Origin of the sequence: Paenibacillus psychroresistens (assembly GCF_009728935.1) — a bacterium.
Lineage (GTDB): Bacteria > Bacillota > Bacilli > Paenibacillales > NBRC-103111 > Paenibacillus_AC > Paenibacillus_AC psychroresistens.
The window spans coordinates 2,032,761-2,048,894 of record NZ_CP034235.1; the positions used below are offsets into that span (position 1 = coordinate 2,032,761).

Here is a 16,134-nt window from a genome sequence, read left to right on the forward strand (position 1 = left end):
TTCAGGTGCGGAGGAAGCTTATGCTAACCATATTGATTGTAGATGATGAGGAAGTTATAAGAAAAGGGTTAGCCAAAATCATAAACCGTTCAGGGGCGGGATTTGAAGTTATTGGTGATGTGAATAATGGTTTGGAGGCTCTGGAGTTTATTAAAAACCGGCTTCCGGACGTGATTATTACCGATATAAAAATGCCGGGTATGGATGGAATAGAACTGATTAAACAGCTTGAAACCCTACATCCTTCGATTAAAAAGATTATGATTAGCGGATTTAATGAATTTAATTATGTCAGAGATTCTATGAAGCTCGGAGCGTTAGATTATTTGCTTAAGCCTGTTGACGATGTACAGCTGCTTACTCTTCTAAGTAAGATAGAAGATAGCATAAAGAATGAGAATGAGCTCCGAATAAATGATATCAGGCTGAAGGTAAAGCTAAATGAAAGCTTGCCTTTTTTAAAAGAGCAATTTATTGAGGAATTGATTAAAGGCAAGAAATTTTCGCGGCAGGATTTAGCGAGTAAGCTGGATTATTTTAACCTCCAAGAGGAAACAGGGAATTATTATGTCATCATTGTGAGTATCAATAAATATAAAGTGATCACGAGAGAAATAGGTATGGAAGAGGCTAGAATAAAGGCTTATATCATTAAGAATATTACAGAGGAAACCATTCGGATTTCGTCGTCTTACGTTTCTTATACGGATCCGCTTGGCTTAGTTATAGCCATATCTATACCGAGTGGGGAAGAGGAACTGATCCATAAGATTGTAAAAGGAATCGGCGATAATCTTCAGCGATATGCCGCCAAAATTGATTGTACGATTGCAATTGGATCACTTTCGACGGATTTGCTTGATTTAAAAAGCAGCTATAATCATGCAGTTTCGGCATTAAAGCGTAGGTTTTATCGTGATAAATATGCGGTTATCGACTATTACGCGGAAGCGGAGTTTATGCACTTTAATGCGGATTTCCCTGCTTATTTAGTGGATAGATTTGAAGATCAATTAAAAAATGCCTTTGAAATATCAAACGCAAAGCAAGCAGAGTCGGCTATTGAAGATTTTTGTACGATTTTAGTGAAAAATAATATGGACCCCGGAGAAGTAGTCAACATATTCATTAATGCTTTTATCAAAATTCAGTCCGACATTTCTGATTTTAATCGAGCTGTTCATGAGCTCTACGGATCTGATTATTTTTATATAAATGAAATTGGGATATATGATTGTCTAAGCGACTTTAAAAAATATAATCTATTCATATATAGTGATGTATTGAAAAAGATGATGTCCAATAGAAAAAGAAAGGAAGGGAAGCTTGTTGATATTGTTAAAGACTATGTAACCAAACACTATAATGAGGATGTTACTCTAAGTAAAATTGCAGAGATAACCTACGTCAATTCGAGTTATATTTGTGATCTATTTAAGAATCAAACGGGTGAGAATTTCATCGAGTATCTAACAAAGATTCGGATAGAGAAGGCAAAGCTTCTATTGAAGGATGCTAGATTTAAGACTTATGAGGTTGGTGATAAAGTGGGCTATAGTGATGCTACTTACTTCAGCAGAGTATTCAAAAAAATAGTCGGTATTTCGCCAACTGAGTATCGGAACATCGTAAAGTAGAAAAAGGATCAAGCCGTTGAACACTCCCATCTCTGAGATGGCATACCCTCCCCTTCAGTCGAATAAATTAAGGAATATATTCATTGTCCGTTAATTGAAGGGGGAAGTGGAAATATGCAAATTCATGTTATACAAAGCGGACAAACTTTGTATGGAATTGCTAATGCCTATGAGATATCGATGAGTAAGATTACCGAAGCTAATCAACTGTCTGCACCGAGTAATCTTGTGGTTGGGCAAACTTTGGTGATTCCGCTAAATGGAATGTATTACTGGGTTCAATCGGGGGATAGCTTATATACGATCGCCCAGAGGTTTGGCACAAGCGTCAGTAAGCTTGCCGAAATCAATCAGCAGCCTTTGAATCGGCCTTTGCAGATTGGGAAACGTTTATATATTCCAGCTAAAACAAAACAATCGGCAGAAGTTAATGCCTATATAGAGCCTAGAGGTGAGGCATTATCCCAGAATTCACTTGATTCTGCGACTGAAGCTGCGCCAAACCTTACTTATCTGGCACCGTTTAGCTTCCAAATCCAGCGCGATGGATCATTGAAAGCTCTAGGGCTGGATAAGCTTCCATCTATAGCCGAACAAAAACAGGTTACGCTGATGATGGTTGTGACTAATTTGGAGAATGCTCAATTTAGCTCCGAGCTGGGAAGTATTATTTTGAATGATCCAGTCGTCCAAAATCGTTTATTGGAAAATATAATTGATCTAGCGAAACAATTAGATTTCAAAGATATCCATTTTGATATTGAATTTCTCAAGCCTGAGGATCGTGAAGCTTATAATGCTTTTTTGCGAAAAGCTGCAGATCGCATCCATCAAGAAGGATTCTTATTGTCTACAGCATTGGCTCCTAAGACAAGCGCAGCCCAAACAGGACCCTGGTATACGGCTCATGATTATAAGGCGCATGGTGAAATTGCTGATTTTGTGATCATTATGACTTATGAATGGGGATATAGTGGGGGACCTCCGATGGCTGTTTCACCTATTGGTCCTGTTCGCAAAGTATTGGAGTATGCTATTAGCGAGATACCGGCAACCAAGGTCATGATGGGGCAAAATTTATACGGCTATGATTGGACTTTGCCCTTTGTGGCAGGTGGTCCATATGCTAAAGCGCTTAGTCCACAGGCAGCAATTGACTTGGCGAGAGATAGACGGGCAGCGATCCAATATGATTATCTGGACCAGGCGCCGTATTTTAATTATTGGGATGATTTAAGCAAGAAGCATAAGGTGTGGTTTGAGGATGCCAGATCGATCCAAGCTAAATTCAATTTGATTAAAGAACTAGGGCTTCGAGGCATCAGCTATTGGAAGCTAGGACTTTCTTTTCCACAAAACTGGCTGCTTATTCAAGATAACTTTAATGTGATAAAAAGATAACAGAGATAATCAAAAGGATTTCAAGATTTTTTCTTGCCGCTTAAAGAAAAGGACTGACCTTCGCTGCTAGAAAAATCCAGCTGAATTCCATCCTTATTAAAGGAAAATGTCGATGTATAAGTAAAGGGAACTCCAGAGTATTTTTCATTCAGAACGAAGCTATCCTCCTTCCAGAAACCTTTTAGACTATTATTATCCTGTGTTCTGTATCGACCATCAAGCCCAAAGGTCTGCACTAAAGTAGGGCCACCTTGGATATGCAGGGTGTATAAGCCTTCATTACTTTTCTCGTCGAAATTAAAGCTCAGCTCTTGGTAGCCATACTCGTTTGGCTCGAACTGGTAGGTAGCGCCTGATATTTGCATCGCTTTATCGGGTAAATCTGTACTCAGGAGGTCAGGTGTTTGGAAATGAGTTAGGGCATTATTGTAAGTGTCCTTAGCAGTGATATTCCCCTGTAATGGTGAGCTGGATTTAACCGATTTCTTCACATACCTAGTAAAGAGCTGATAAGGCAATAGCTCATCATTCAAATTTAAATCGCTCGTGAATACCGCTAGCAGATTATTGCTGGGAGAAATGAAAATATATTGCCCCCGAAAGCCTCTTGCGTAATAATCCCCATCGGCACTAATTCTCCATTGATACCCATACTCACCTCCAGCTAAAATTTGAGTGGATTGCTTAATCCAATCGGGTGAAAGCAACTGTTTATTGTGCGCCCATTTCCCATTATTTAAATAAAGTAGTCCAAATCTAGCGAGATCCAATGTTTTCATTTTCAGCCCAAAGCCGCCATTTGCGATGCCTTGAGGATCGCTATCCCATTGAAGATCATTAATACCTAGTGGGAGAAATAGCTTTTTTGCTGCATAATCCTGGGTTGGAATTCCTGTAGATTTTGTAATGATCGCGGAGAGCAAGTGAGAATTTCCCGAGCTGTAATTAAAAAGCTGTCCAGGTGGAGCCAGCATGGGTTGATCCCTAATAAAATCGACCCAATTTGGTGAGTTGCTCATTTTAAAAATAATATTATTGTCCCCATAATAAGCTCCAGTGAGCTCAGGCCAGTTTAATCCAGAAGTCATTGTTAATAAATGTTTAATCGTTATGCTGCGTTTCTCTTCATCCTCATTATCAAAAGAGGTGTCTGTTAATAAATCTACTATTCTTTCATCCACGTTCTTAATAGTATCTTCTTGGATTGCTAACCCGATTAATGCGGAGATGATACTTTTCGTAACGGAATAGATCCCTTGCTTACTTTGACGGGTGTAAGGATCTGCGTAAGCCTCGGTTATTAAGTTGCCATTTCGCACGATAGCAACACTATGGATGTCGATTTGGCTGGTATTAATTTCAGTGAACATGTCAGTAAGTATTTGGGAGTCCATGCCTTGTTGTTCGGGAGATGATGTTAGCCATTCCTTGTCTGGAAAGACGGGTTCTGTTGAAATGTGTGATGTGGTTGAAGCAGGTAATGTTGATTCTTTTGAAGCAACAGTTGACTTGCAAGAGGAAAAAACAAGTAAACAAATGATGCTGCATATGGATAGAGTGAACAAATTAGCATTGACTTTCATGGCATACATCCTCTGATCGTTTTAATCATTTTAAGCTAATATTGCAATTTATGGATATCCAGCTCTTGCGCATTTTTTTAACATATCTTGCTAATTTCATGCTATGATGCCAGTATATTAAGCCATTAAAGGAGGGAAGCTATGCAAACTAAACGAACTCGAACCTTTCATAATCACATGTCAAGAATTAATCTAGTGTTGAATCATATCGATAATCACCTGCAATCACCGTTGTCTCTAGAATCTTTGGCTGAGATTGCTGCAATCTCTACCTTTCATTTTCATAGAGTATTTAAAGCTATAATAGGTGAAAATGTTCACGATTATATCCAAAGGCTTCGTTTACAAAAAGCCAGAAGGCTGATGATTTTCCAACCGGGATTGACTTTAACAGAGGTAGCCATGAGAAGCGGATTGCAATCCTCGGCTAATTTCTCGCGAACGTTTGTTAAGGAATTTGGGATGACGGGATCTGCTTACAAAGAGAAATACAAGCTTGAGGATTCGTATAAAAAAGAAGAGTATATAGAAAAACTTGCGAATCTTGAAATTCGAATTGAGAGATTACCTGCCTATCATGTTGCCTTTTATCGTTTCTATCATTGCTTTATCGAGGGGCATGGGCAGGCTCATCCAGGAATTGAAGCTTCATTTAATCAAGTTTATCATTGGCTGCTGGAGAGAGATCAAATCAATGAGCAAACATTGTGTATAGGAACCTTATTAGATGATCCCTATTTAACGCCATTTGATAAATGTCGATATGACGCTTGTTTTTCTTGTCCACCTGATGTGGAAGCAAGCGGAATTATCAGCACAAAGGTAATACCAGGGGGTCTTTACGCAATTATCCCTTTTAATAATCTTGATTTTAGATCTTTTTGGGAGCTTATCCATCTGTTGCATATAAAATGGCTGCCTGAGAGTATATATGAGCTTGATATGAGACCCAGCATGGAAATGTTCACTACCCCTAAACCTCCAATGTTTCAAATGCAGAATATTGATTTTATGCATTATTGTCTGCCACTGAAGCTGAAATCTAGCTCTTAGAAAGCTATTGCCAGCTTTGGATCTCATAAATTTGAGCTTTTACGATATTCAAGCGGAGTTAAGCCTTCTTGCTTCTTAAAGCGTTGAATGAAATAGCTTACACTCGGATAACCACATTCCAAGGCAATCTGCGTAATCGGCAGGCTTTTTTGTTCCAATAGCAGCTGCTTGGCTTGGCGAATTCGACAAAGTGAGATGAATTCCATCGGTGTTAATTGAGTTGTTTTACGGAAAAGCTTACAGAAATAGAATGTGCTTACTCCAGCTTTAGCAGCCCAAGCTTTCAGCTCAAATGGCTGACAAGCCTCGTCCTGCATCTCTGCTAATAGCTGTACAATCGTGGCAGAACCATCCTGCTCCCTTCTTGGTGTTAAGGGGATGGCTTGCATCATGTATTCAGTAATAATTCCGTAGGTCATCGTTGATAATAAGGCTGGATGTAATAGCTTATATTGCTCTGCCTCGTTAATTAAGTTATCAAAAGCAAGCTGCAAGGCATTCCATTGATTCATTGTCCACAAATTAGTTCGATAAAAGCCTCTTTCACTAAGAAATTCCTTCATTTTATCACCATAGAAATGGATCCAATAAACCTCCCATGGATCGTCTTGGCTTGAATAATAGTGCTGAGACTGCATAGGGAAAAAGAGAAAGGAATCCCCTTTCTTAAGCTCATGAACCTTGCCATCCAGCTCGACATAACCTTTCCCCTTAGTAATAAAATGAATATTAAAAAGTGGGAACTCATCCGCAGCACGAAAAGTATTATGCTCTGGGAAATCATTATAAATCCCGACGGATTCTGGAAAACAGATGAAGGAATTAGCGTTTATCGTTGGCAAGGCAATGTGTTTCATAAAATCTCCTTAGTGATAACAATATAGTTACATTAATTACAATATATTTAGATATAAAACAATCTTATGCTTTAGTATAATAACAATATTGTACAATTAATGAAAGAGGTGTTTAGATTGACGAGAAAATTGCGTTGGGGTGTCATTGGTGCTGCAGGGATCAATCAGTCCGTTATTCCTGCTATTCAAGCATCTTCAACTGGAAGTGTTACTGCCATTGCAAGCCGTAATTTGGAAAAGGCACAAAAAGCTGCAGAGAAGTTCAATATTCCGACAGCTTATGGAAGCTATGAGGAAATTTTGCTAGATGACCAGATAGATGCTGTGTATATTCCGTTGCCTAACCATTTACATAAAGATTGGGCTATTCGTGCCGCACAAGCTGGAAAGCATGTACTTTGCGAGAAGCCGCTAGCTTTGAATGCGGAGGAGGCTCAGGAAATGGTAGATGCCTGTGCCAAAGCAAATGTTAAGCTAGCTGAAGCCTTTATGCATCGCCATAACCCTCGGTTAGAACGGATAAAAGAGATAATAGCTTCTGGTGAAATTGGATCTATACGTGCTTTACATGGCGCTTTTACTTTCAACAATGCTCAGGATAAGAATAATGTGAGATACCAGGCGAATATGGGCGGAGGCTCCGTTTATGATGTCGGCTGTTATCCAATTAGCTTAGCTCGATTAATAATGGGAAGCGAGCCAACAGCAGCTACAGCACATGCCTTTTTTTCAACGGAGCATGATGGAGTGGATATGATGTGCTCCGGTTTGATAGAATTCTCTGATCAAGTTGCTATGACATTCGATTGCGGAATGTGGGCGGATTTTAGGCAAACCTTTGAAATTCTAGGTACGGAGGGACGAATAGAATTGTCTCAAGCTTTTCTACCTAGTCCAGATGCTGCTGACTTCACTGTAATAGTCAAAGGTGAGCGCAGAGAAGAAAAAGTCGTTTTTCAGAATCCATACACATTACAAGCAGATAATTTTGCCCGAGCTATACTAGATGATCAGCCTTTACTTTATGCATCTCAGGATGCTGTTTTGAATATGCGGGTAATCGACGCTGTACTTAAGTCTGCTAAAGAAAAAGTTAGAGTTTCGTTAGTATAAATGAATTTTTACATGGAGGCTCAACATGACTCAATCGATGAAAAAGATCTCGATTAAACCGGGATTAGGTTGTTCACAATTAATTCTAGGCTCGATGATGCTGCATGAGGAAAAAATGGAGTTTTCAGCCGGATTAATGGATGCGTATGTGACAGCGGGGGGGAATAGTATAGATACCGCTCATGTTTATGGGGCGAGCAGCTCTCGTGCGGTTGGTATTTGGATGCAGGAAAGAAAAAATAGAGCGGATATGGTGATTATCGGCAAAGGCGCACATCATGATGATAAAGGTCCGAGAGTAACGCTTGAGGGTATGGAGCAAGATCTGGCAGAAACCTTTGAACGGATGCAAACCGATTATGTCGATATTTTTATGCTGCATCGCGATGATCCGAATCAATCCGTTGGTTATATTATGGAATCGATGAATAAGCAGCTGGAGGCCGGACGTTGTCATGCCTTAGGTGTATCCAACTGGACCATTGCGCGGATTCAAGAGGCAAATGAATATGCAGCGGCTCATCAACTAGAGGGGCTCCTCTGTAATAGCCCGAACTTAAGCTTGGCTAAACCCAACGAACCACGCTGGGCTGGGTGTATATCTGTATATGCGGATGATGCAGCTTGGCATGAACGAACGCAGCTGCCTTTGCTATCCTGGTCATCGCAAGCAGGTGGATTCTTCACAGGACGTTATACACCGGATAATGGTGATGCTGAGCTGATCCGCGTTTATTATAGTGAAGACAACTGGGAGCGATATCGCAGAGCAGAAGCATTGGCTAAGCAAAAAGGTGTTTCAACTAATGATATTGCTCTTGCTTTTGTCTTGAATCAAACATTTCCGACCTGTGCGCTTATCGGCCCTAATTCTGTTGCTGAGCTTCAATCAAGCGCTAATGCACTTGCATTATCATTAACTCAAGAGGAGAATCGTTGGTTGGATTTAAGAAAAGAGAGCTAATAATATTAGTAAAGCCCCAAACCGTTAGTCATTGGTTTGGGGCTTTCATATTGGACTAATCTAAAGCTTGCTGCTTCGTACAAGCTTCATCAATAAGTTGTTTGGCTTCTTCCAAACGTGAAGCCTTGAATAAATGATCGGCTAATTCTTCAAGTATTTCAAGCTCTTTCAAGGCAGCAACATTAATTAATAGTTCCCGGCTATCCTCACCAAACTGTGCTTGAATGAATTTGCTTATAAACTTTCGAGCTTCTTCAATCTTTCCTTCAATCTTACCTTCAATTTTACCTTCAATCTTTCCTATCTCTAAACCACGTAATTCACCATCTTTTTCCCACTGTGTTTGTAGCTCCATAATCTTTTCTCCCTCCTTTGAATCAAGCATTTGTAGTTCTTCACGTAATTCTATGTTTTCTTTTACATCCAATATTAAATAAGTATCAAAAAATCCAGCGAGTAAATGCATTCTTGCTGGGTCTAGTTCCAAACGTACCAGCATCAGTAAAAATTCTTTTTTTACCTGTACCTTCTCTTTTTTAGTATATCCCATTTTACTCAATAACGCAGCAGCTATTGGATTAGTGCTTTTAATAAAATCACGCCAATTTTGCTTGCGCAATTCAATCGTGTGAAAGCGATAGTTGAGTACCTCGAAAAACGGAAAGCCCCAATTGAAAGTATTAGGTTCTTCTTTATTCTGGTCATAGCTAAATAGTGCAATAGGTAAGATTTGACAACGATATTTCTCGTACAAGCGGCTTGAATAAATAAACATTCGTTCCGCAAATTCTTTTTGATAGTACGATTGAGTTTCTACATGAACAATAACCAATACTTCCTCTCCATGCATAATTCCCTGAGCTAATATGTCTACCTTTCGTCGTTCTCCGACCACTAAATCCGTGAAAATTTCCTCTGACAAAAAGGTAAGCTGCTCAAAATCAATCGCTTTATAAGCTTGAGGGAAGAACAGCTGCAGAAATTCTTTGAAAAAGGTCTGAATTAATTCTTTGAAAAGTCGATCATGATCAATACTCATCCATTCTCCTCCTTATTAAAACGCAAAAAAGCACCAGCCAAGACGTAAAGAATACGTTTGGCGGTGCTTCCGCTGTGTGAATTATATCATTTTCAAGCCTAAGCGTAAACTTTAAAATGGAAGGTGATGCTCTGATAATCACCCTTTAAATCAGGGATCGACAGTCCAGCATACATGAGCTCATCACCGTTATAGATCAGTTCACTGCCCTCTAAAGTATAGCTTTTAGCAGGATCAAGCCCTTTTAAACGCAGCCTGCGTAAGGGACCATTGGGAATAGCGAGTGTACGCACATACACGGCATACGTTTCGGAAAGATCTTGGGCCACAAATTGCCAAGCCGTTTCATTGCCTTCAAATGGATTTAGCAATCGATAAAACTCGCCTTGCTGAACCAACATTCGAATGTTTTTGTACTCGATGACTTGCTGAAGCGCAATTGCTTTATCCGCTTCTTCCATTTTGGAGAGGTCAAGCTCATAGCCAAAATTCCCAGACATCGCAACATGTCCGCGAGTGAGTATAGGAGTATTACGTTCAACCTGATGGTTAGGTACAGCTGAAATATGACTGCCCATTGAGCTGGCAGGATACACTAAGCTCGTACCGAATTGAATTTTTAAGCGTTCAATCGCATCTGTATCATCACTTGTCCAGGTTTGTGGCATGTAATAAAGCATTCCAGCATCATAACGGCCGCCACCACCGGAGCAGCTTTCGAAGAGAATAGCTGGAAATTCACTCGTGATTCGTTCCATAACCTTGTATAAACCAAGCATATAGCGATGAGCCGTTTCACGTTGACGTTCAGCAGGCAACAAGGCTGAGCCAATCTCCGTCATATTACGGTTCATATCCCATTTTACATAGGTAATCGGCGCACTAGAGAGGATGCTTGCTAACTGCCCATAAATCGCTTCTTGCACATCGTTGCGTGAAAAATCAAGAATCAATTGATTGCGGGCTACTGTACGTCTCCGATTGGGGACATGCAAGCACCAATCTGGATGAGCTCGATATAAATCACTGTCAGGGGAGATCATTTCCGGTTCAAACCATAATCCAAAGCTTAGCCCTAATTTATTCACACGTTCAGCAATGGTTGTTAGTCCACCTTGTAACTTATCGCTATTAACAAACCAATCGCCAAGCGAGCTTTTATCATTATTTCGTTTACCGAACCATCCGTCATCTAATACGAATAACTCAATCCCCAATTCACTGCCAGCACGAGCAATTTTCTCTAATTTATCGGCATCAAAGTTGAAGTAAGTCGCTTCCCAGTTGTTAATCAGGATAGGTCTGGCTTTATCACGGAATTCTCCGCGGCACAAGCGGGTACGGTATAGCTTGTGAAAGGTCCTAGACATTCCGCCTAATCCCTCATGAGAATAAACCATAATCGCTTCAGGAGATTGGAATGACTCACCTGGTTCAAGCAGCCAATTGAAATCAAAGGGATTAATCCCAATCGAAACTCGCGTTGTCGAGAACTGGTCCACTTCAGCTATACCAAGAAAGCTGCCGCTATAAACTAGATTAAAGCCATAAACCGCGCCATGATCCTCCGTAGCATCAACAGAAGCTAGTGCAATAAATGGATTATGCTGATGACTGCTCGAGCCTCGGCGACTTTCTATGGATTGCATACCTGGTCTTAAAGCAGCTCGTGAAATATGACGTTCTCTGGTCCAAGCTCCATTCAAATGAATTAAGTCATAGTCAGCTTGTCCGAAATCAACGCTAGCGCTTAAAATTCTTAATACTTGAACAGCGTCATTGCTTCTATTAACTAGCTTTACTGAACGTGAGATGGCATTGTGATCGCGAAATACGGTATAAGAGAGCAGCAGCTGTAGGCCTGCAACGCTATCTTCAACTAAAATTTCTAATGTTTCTGCCTCTGAATCATCCTCTGTATATACCGCAGGCAGTCCATCCAAGCTGGGTTTTCCAGATTTCACTTCATGGGAAACATACAAAAATTCACTAACTGTGCTGCCATTTGTAAGCTGAACCTGATAGGCTGGAGCGCGAAAATCACTGGTTCCATAACCTGGATATTCTTGCGGTAGTGTATCCAAAGAGAAGGTTTCATCCTCCGGATAAGGTGTTGGACTAAATGAAGGTCTCCAGGTTTTCCCGAGTAAACGATCGGATAAAGCACCATTTAATTTCTTTCCCCAATAAAGATGAGCCAAGTAACCTTCTTTAACGATGCCTATGGCATAACTAACATCTTGGGACTGTAAATGAAAAATACGCGTTATAGGATTAAACTGAATAGCCAATACAACCACACCCTTCGTCATTTCATGCATGCATCTTCAAATAATAATAAAGTATGCACAGTTCTACAATGGTTTAAAACATGGATTATATGGCTTTAACTCATATTTTACAACGGTTATACTAGAATAAAATAGCAAATGGGGGGTATGAAGTAGAAATGACGATTAATCCGCAAGTAGTTGAATTCCTAAACAAACTCGAGCATCCCTTGAAAAAAGAAATAGAGGTAGTCAGAAATATTATTCAAAGTGCGAATCAACAATTGACTGAACATATTAAATGGAATGCACCAAGCTTTTGTATGAATAACGAGGATAGGATTACGTTTAACCTGCATGGTGATAAATTTATCCGACTAATCTTTCATTGTGGATCAAAGGTTAAAGTAAACCAATCCCAAAATCGCTTATTTGACGATACTACAGGACTTTTGGATTGGGCGTCAACTGATAGAGCTATAGTTAAATTCACGGACATGAATGATGTGGAAGCTAAGAGAGAAAAGCTTTTAGAAATAGTAATTAAGTGGATAGAAGTGAGCTGTTAAGCTTTTAAATAGATATGCTGACAATTTTACAACAATATGAACGTATTAGAGTGATTTAACCATAGTGCAAACTATTGCATTAAACTCATAATTAGTGAGTGTAAGCTATAATATTTACTGAAAAAGCCCCATGAAATTACTCATGAGGCTACTTTTTTGTTTATCTATCTTGTAAAGGTGGTGGAGCATCGAGCCAGTTCCACTCGTTATTCTCAATAAATAGACTGACAGCTTGATCAGCGGATAAGCCCCAGTCTTGAAAGCTGCTGATTAATTCTACAAAGGCTGTGATTCGTGCTTTTGTAGGCTCTGTCAGTAATTCATTAACGAGCTGATCGTAATCAGTTGGTTTATCGGGTGTATCGTTAACAACTCGCATTAATGATTTATGACAAGGAAACAAGATACGGTTATAGGCTAAGATCATTCTGCTTGCAAAAAGGACAACATTGCTAAGTGATTGCGATAATAAATACGGATTATTTTGTTCAATAGCTTTGATAGCAAAATAATTCCCATATAGCAGCACCTGTGCATAGAAATCGGTCAGGTTCTTTTGGCGATTTTTCTCAGGGTATTGTGTAACCTTTTCAAGTAAAGCTTCAATTCCATCTAATCTGGAAAAAACCACTTGGGAGTTAAGGAAGGAAGCCCTTGTGGGCTCACTTCCTTGATCTACAGCTAATTCTAAATAACGGAATGGAATGATTTTCCCATCGATATAACCACCTGGATATTCACAAATGGTATCGTTGTAGTAGAATAATTCATTAAGCTGCTGTCTTCTTGTAAATTCTTCATCGGTAACAATGATGACGCAATCAATATCTGAATCATCTCTTGCTATATCTTTTGCCACTGAACCAGTTAGGATGACGGCTTGAATAACGGAATCATCCTTGAACCAGTTAACTAAATTATTAATTGCAATTTGATGATGTTCTTTCATCAAACAACTTCCTTAGCAAGTGCATAAGTGAATGAATACTTACCAGAACCAAGAGTTAGTGAAACCCCCGTTTCCAATTGTTCAATAGTACTTACTCCAGTCGTTTTTTCAAGAGTTGCTCCACTCTCAAACAACTTATCTAATAAGGCATCTGGCAGATGAACCGAAGCTGTCGTATTGGCTGGCAAAGTAATGCGAACCTCCATTGCAGCGGCTCCGTCCACACGTCGCCATTCGGTATGAATTAAGCCATACATAGATTCGAGATCTAGTGCTGCCCAATCGAGTCCAGGTCCTGGGTGAGGTTTAATATAAATGTGTTTATAACCCGGAGCAGCTTCATCTGTATCCAAGCCTGCGACATAACGATACAACCAATCACCAATCGCACCATAGGCATAATGATTAAAGGAGTTCATATCCTCGCTCCAAAAGCTGCCGTCTTCTTTAATGCCATCCCAATGCTCCCAAATGGTTGTTGCCCCTTTAGTAACTTGATATAGCCAAGAAGGATAATCGGTTTGAAATAGGAGCTTATAGGCAGCTTCTGTATTCCCGGTTTGGCTAAGCACAAGATTTAAATAAGGAGTTCCGACAAATCCTGTCGTTAAATGATGCTTGCTTTCTTCAAGCAGCTGCAATAGCTTCTTAACTGTCCGTTCCTTAGCTGTGCCCTCTACAAGCTCGAACATTAATGCAAGTAGTGTTGAGGTTTGGGTATTCACTGAGAGCCTACCGGATGGTGTGACAAATTCTTGCTGAAAAGCTTCCAAGATTTTGGCATGTAGATTGCTATAAAGCAGATAATCCTCGTTTTTGTGTAAAATATTAGCTGCTTTTGCAAGTAAAGAAGTCGAGTAAGCATAAAAAGCAGTTGCGATGAAATCGCGGTCTGTGGCACCGATGTAGTCACCAGGTTTGGAGTCCAAGCCCAGCCAATCGCCAAAATGAAAGCGTGTATTCCAGAGGTATTCATTATCGCCCTGAGCGCGCATATATTCTACCCACGCTTTCATGCTCGTATATTGCTGCTCAAGAATTCGAGTATCTCCATATGCTAGATAAACGGTCCATGGACATATTACAGCGGCATCTCCCCAAGCAGCTGAAGAGTGGTTCTCCTCATCAAGTACATGTGGTATTACAAAAGGAACTCCGCCAGATTCTAATTGATCTGCAGCCAAATCACGCAACCATTTCGTGAAGAATGGAGCAACATTCATTAATTGTGTGGATGTGCGTATAAACATTTGCGCATCACCTGTCCAGCCTAAGCGCTCATCCCGTTGAGGGCAATCTGTTGGTACATCAAGGAAATTGCCCTTTTGTCCCCAGAGGATATTGTGCTGCAATTGATTGATTAAAGGATCCGAGCATTGAAATGAACCCGTAGATTCCATGTCGGTATGTAGGACAACAGCTATGAAATTCTCCAACTGAATATTCTCGCCAAACCCAACCAGCTTTACATAACGGAAGCCCTGAAAGCTGAAATGGGGTTCATAGGTTTCTTGACCCTCGCCTTTGAGTGAATATAGGATGGCTTGCTTCGCTTTTCGTAAATTAGCCGTATAGAAATTGCCTGCTTGATCCAAGACTTCAGCATGCTGAATCGTAACTTCTTGCCCTGCAGAGCCTTGAATAGTGAAGCGAACCCAACCTACCAGATTTTGTCCGAAGTCGATTACCGTTTCTTCAGCAGGAGTAATGATTAATTCGATGGGCTGTAATTCTTCTATTTTACGAACAGGTTCGTTCTCTTGCGCAACTAGAATAGCTTTAGAGTGCTCGATAATTTCAGCTGCAACCCAGTCTTGTGCATCATAAGCAGCAGTGCTCCAATTGGCTTTTTCCAAACGCGCATCGTAGGTTTCTCCATGATACAGTTCAGACATTAAGATCGGACTAGACGAAACTGTCCACTGCGAATCTGTAGTAATGATATCTTCATGACCATCTACGTATTGAATATTAAGCTGCATAAGGAGCGCGGTTCGATTTCCCCAAATATTACTCTGATCCTGCCATGCAAGATTACCTTTGTACCAGCCATTTCCGAGCAACGCACCAACTGCATTATCTCCTGCTGCCAGTAAATCGGTCACATCGTAGGTCTGATATTGGAGTCGATGCTTATAGCTGGTCCAGCCCGGTGTGAAATAACGGTCGCCGACTCTATGCCCATTAAGCTCAAGCTCGTATAGCCCCAAGCTGGTCGCATAAATTCTTGCACTCTTAATAGGCTTACTAATAATGAATTTCCGACGCAATAACGGACTAATTTCTGATTCTGTAGGAAATTGTGCAAGTGGGGCACTAATCCATTCTGCCTTCCAGTCGCTTGCTGCCAATAATCCCATTTCCCAAAAAGCGCTTTCAGACCACTCCGATGCTCCATCTTGTTGATCCCATACTCGTACCTGATAATAGTAGCGTTGGCTAGACTTTACAGCCAGCTCATTCAATTCCACGTGAATGGATTGATCAGATTCTACCTTACCTGAATCCCAAATCAAGCCCTTAAGATCAGACTCAGTAAATACTTGGATTTGATAAGCGGCTTGCAGCCAGGATCGAACGTCAGACTGAATCTGCCAGCTGATTCTCGGGTTTTGCACATCAATACCAATCGGGTTCTCCATATACTCACAACGCAGTTTTTTAACATTAATCATCCTATTTACTCACCTTTCAAAATT

13 protein-coding genes are annotated in these 16,134 nt (G+C 40.3%); 7 read left to right on the top strand and 6 right to left on the bottom strand.

All coding sequences use genetic code 11. The features are described from left to right. Window positions 1-20 precede the first annotated feature (20 nt). Both EHS13_RS09210 and EHS13_RS09215 read left to right on the top strand, forming a co-directional pair. Entirely contained in the window at window positions 21-1,637 is a 1,617-nt protein-coding gene (locus tag EHS13_RS09210; RefSeq protein WP_155700054.1) for a response regulator, read from the top strand. Window positions 1,638-1,751: 114 nt separating this feature from the next. Continuing rightward, the gene (locus EHS13_RS09215) at window positions 1,752-3,038 is read left to right on the top strand and encodes a glycoside hydrolase family 18 protein (protein WP_155700055.1); all 1,287 of its coding nucleotides are present in this window, start codon (window positions 1,752-1,754) and stop codon (window positions 3,036-3,038) included. Window positions 3,039-3,058: 20 nt separating this feature from the next. On the opposite strand, the gene EHS13_RS09220 is transcribed toward EHS13_RS09215, so the two are convergent. Further along, a complete protein-coding gene (locus tag EHS13_RS09220; RefSeq protein WP_227013855.1) occupies window positions 3,059-4,408 on the bottom strand; it encodes a serine hydrolase domain-containing protein in 1,350 nt (449 codons plus the stop codon). Here EHS13_RS09220 and EHS13_RS36695 point away from each other — a divergent pair. Together EHS13_RS36695 and EHS13_RS09225 are read left to right on the top strand one after the other, a co-directional pair. Then, window positions 4,407-4,637 carry a hypothetical protein gene (locus tag EHS13_RS36695; RefSeq protein WP_227013856.1) on the top strand — a complete coding sequence of 77 codons (231 nt, stop codon included), beginning with the start codon at window positions 4,407-4,409 and terminating at the stop codon, window positions 4,635-4,637. The genes EHS13_RS09220 and EHS13_RS36695 overlap by 2 nt on opposite strands. Window positions 4,638-4,762: 125 nt before the next feature. After that, window positions 4,763-5,674, top strand: a complete 912-nt coding sequence (locus EHS13_RS09225) for an AraC family transcriptional regulator (RefSeq protein WP_155700057.1) — start codon at window positions 4,763-4,765, stop codon at window positions 5,672-5,674. A gap of 23 nt (window positions 5,675-5,697) precedes the next feature. Here EHS13_RS09225 and EHS13_RS09230 read toward each other — a convergent pair whose 3' ends face one another. Further along, entirely contained in the window at window positions 5,698-6,531 is an 834-nt protein-coding gene (locus EHS13_RS09230; RefSeq protein WP_155700058.1) for an AraC family transcriptional regulator, read from the bottom strand. A gap of 117 nt (window positions 6,532-6,648) precedes the next feature. Here EHS13_RS09230 and EHS13_RS09235 point away from each other — a divergent pair, with 117 nt between their 5' ends. Then, the gene (locus EHS13_RS09235; protein WP_227013857.1) at window positions 6,649-7,644 is read left to right on the top strand and encodes a Gfo/Idh/MocA family protein; all 996 of its coding nucleotides are present in this window, start codon (window positions 6,649-6,651) and stop codon (window positions 7,642-7,644) included. Window positions 7,645-7,669: 25 nt separating this feature from the next. Beyond that, the gene (locus tag EHS13_RS09240; protein WP_227013858.1) at window positions 7,670-8,608 is read left to right on the top strand and encodes an aldo/keto reductase; all 939 of its coding nucleotides are present in this window, start codon (window positions 7,670-7,672) and stop codon (window positions 8,606-8,608) included. Window positions 8,609-8,663: 55 nt separating this feature from the next. On the opposite strand, the gene EHS13_RS09245 is transcribed toward EHS13_RS09240, so the two are convergent. Together EHS13_RS09245 and EHS13_RS09250 are read right to left on the bottom strand one after the other, a co-directional pair. Further along, on the bottom strand, window positions 8,664-9,647 hold the full coding sequence (locus tag EHS13_RS09245) for an RpnC/YadD family protein (protein ID WP_155700060.1): 984 nt from the start codon (window positions 9,645-9,647) through the stop codon (window positions 8,664-8,666). Window positions 9,648-9,745: 98 nt separating this feature from the next. Next, entirely contained in the window at window positions 9,746-11,938 is a 2,193-nt protein-coding gene (locus EHS13_RS09250) for an alpha-galactosidase (RefSeq protein ID WP_155705282.1), read from the bottom strand. A gap of 158 nt (window positions 11,939-12,096) precedes the next feature. Between EHS13_RS09250 and EHS13_RS09255 the strand changes: the two genes are divergently transcribed. Further along, window positions 12,097-12,486, top strand: coding sequence for a DUF1801 domain-containing protein (locus EHS13_RS09255; protein WP_155700061.1), 390 nt, complete (start codon window positions 12,097-12,099; stop codon window positions 12,484-12,486). 160 nt (window positions 12,487-12,646) lie between these two features. Here the strand turns inward: EHS13_RS09255 and EHS13_RS09260 are convergent, their stop codons facing one another. Both EHS13_RS09260 and EHS13_RS09265 read right to left on the bottom strand, forming a co-directional pair. Beyond that, window positions 12,647-13,435: a nucleotidyltransferase domain-containing protein gene (locus tag EHS13_RS09260; RefSeq protein ID WP_155700062.1), complete on the bottom strand. Its 789-nt coding sequence runs from the start codon at window positions 13,433-13,435 to the stop codon at window positions 12,647-12,649. Next, window positions 13,435-16,110, bottom strand: a complete 2,676-nt coding sequence (locus EHS13_RS09265) for an alpha-L-rhamnosidase (protein ID WP_155700063.1) — start codon at window positions 16,108-16,110, stop codon at window positions 13,435-13,437. Before EHS13_RS09265 ends, EHS13_RS09260 begins: the two co-directional genes overlap by 1 nt. Window positions 16,111-16,134: the final 24 nt, after the last annotated feature.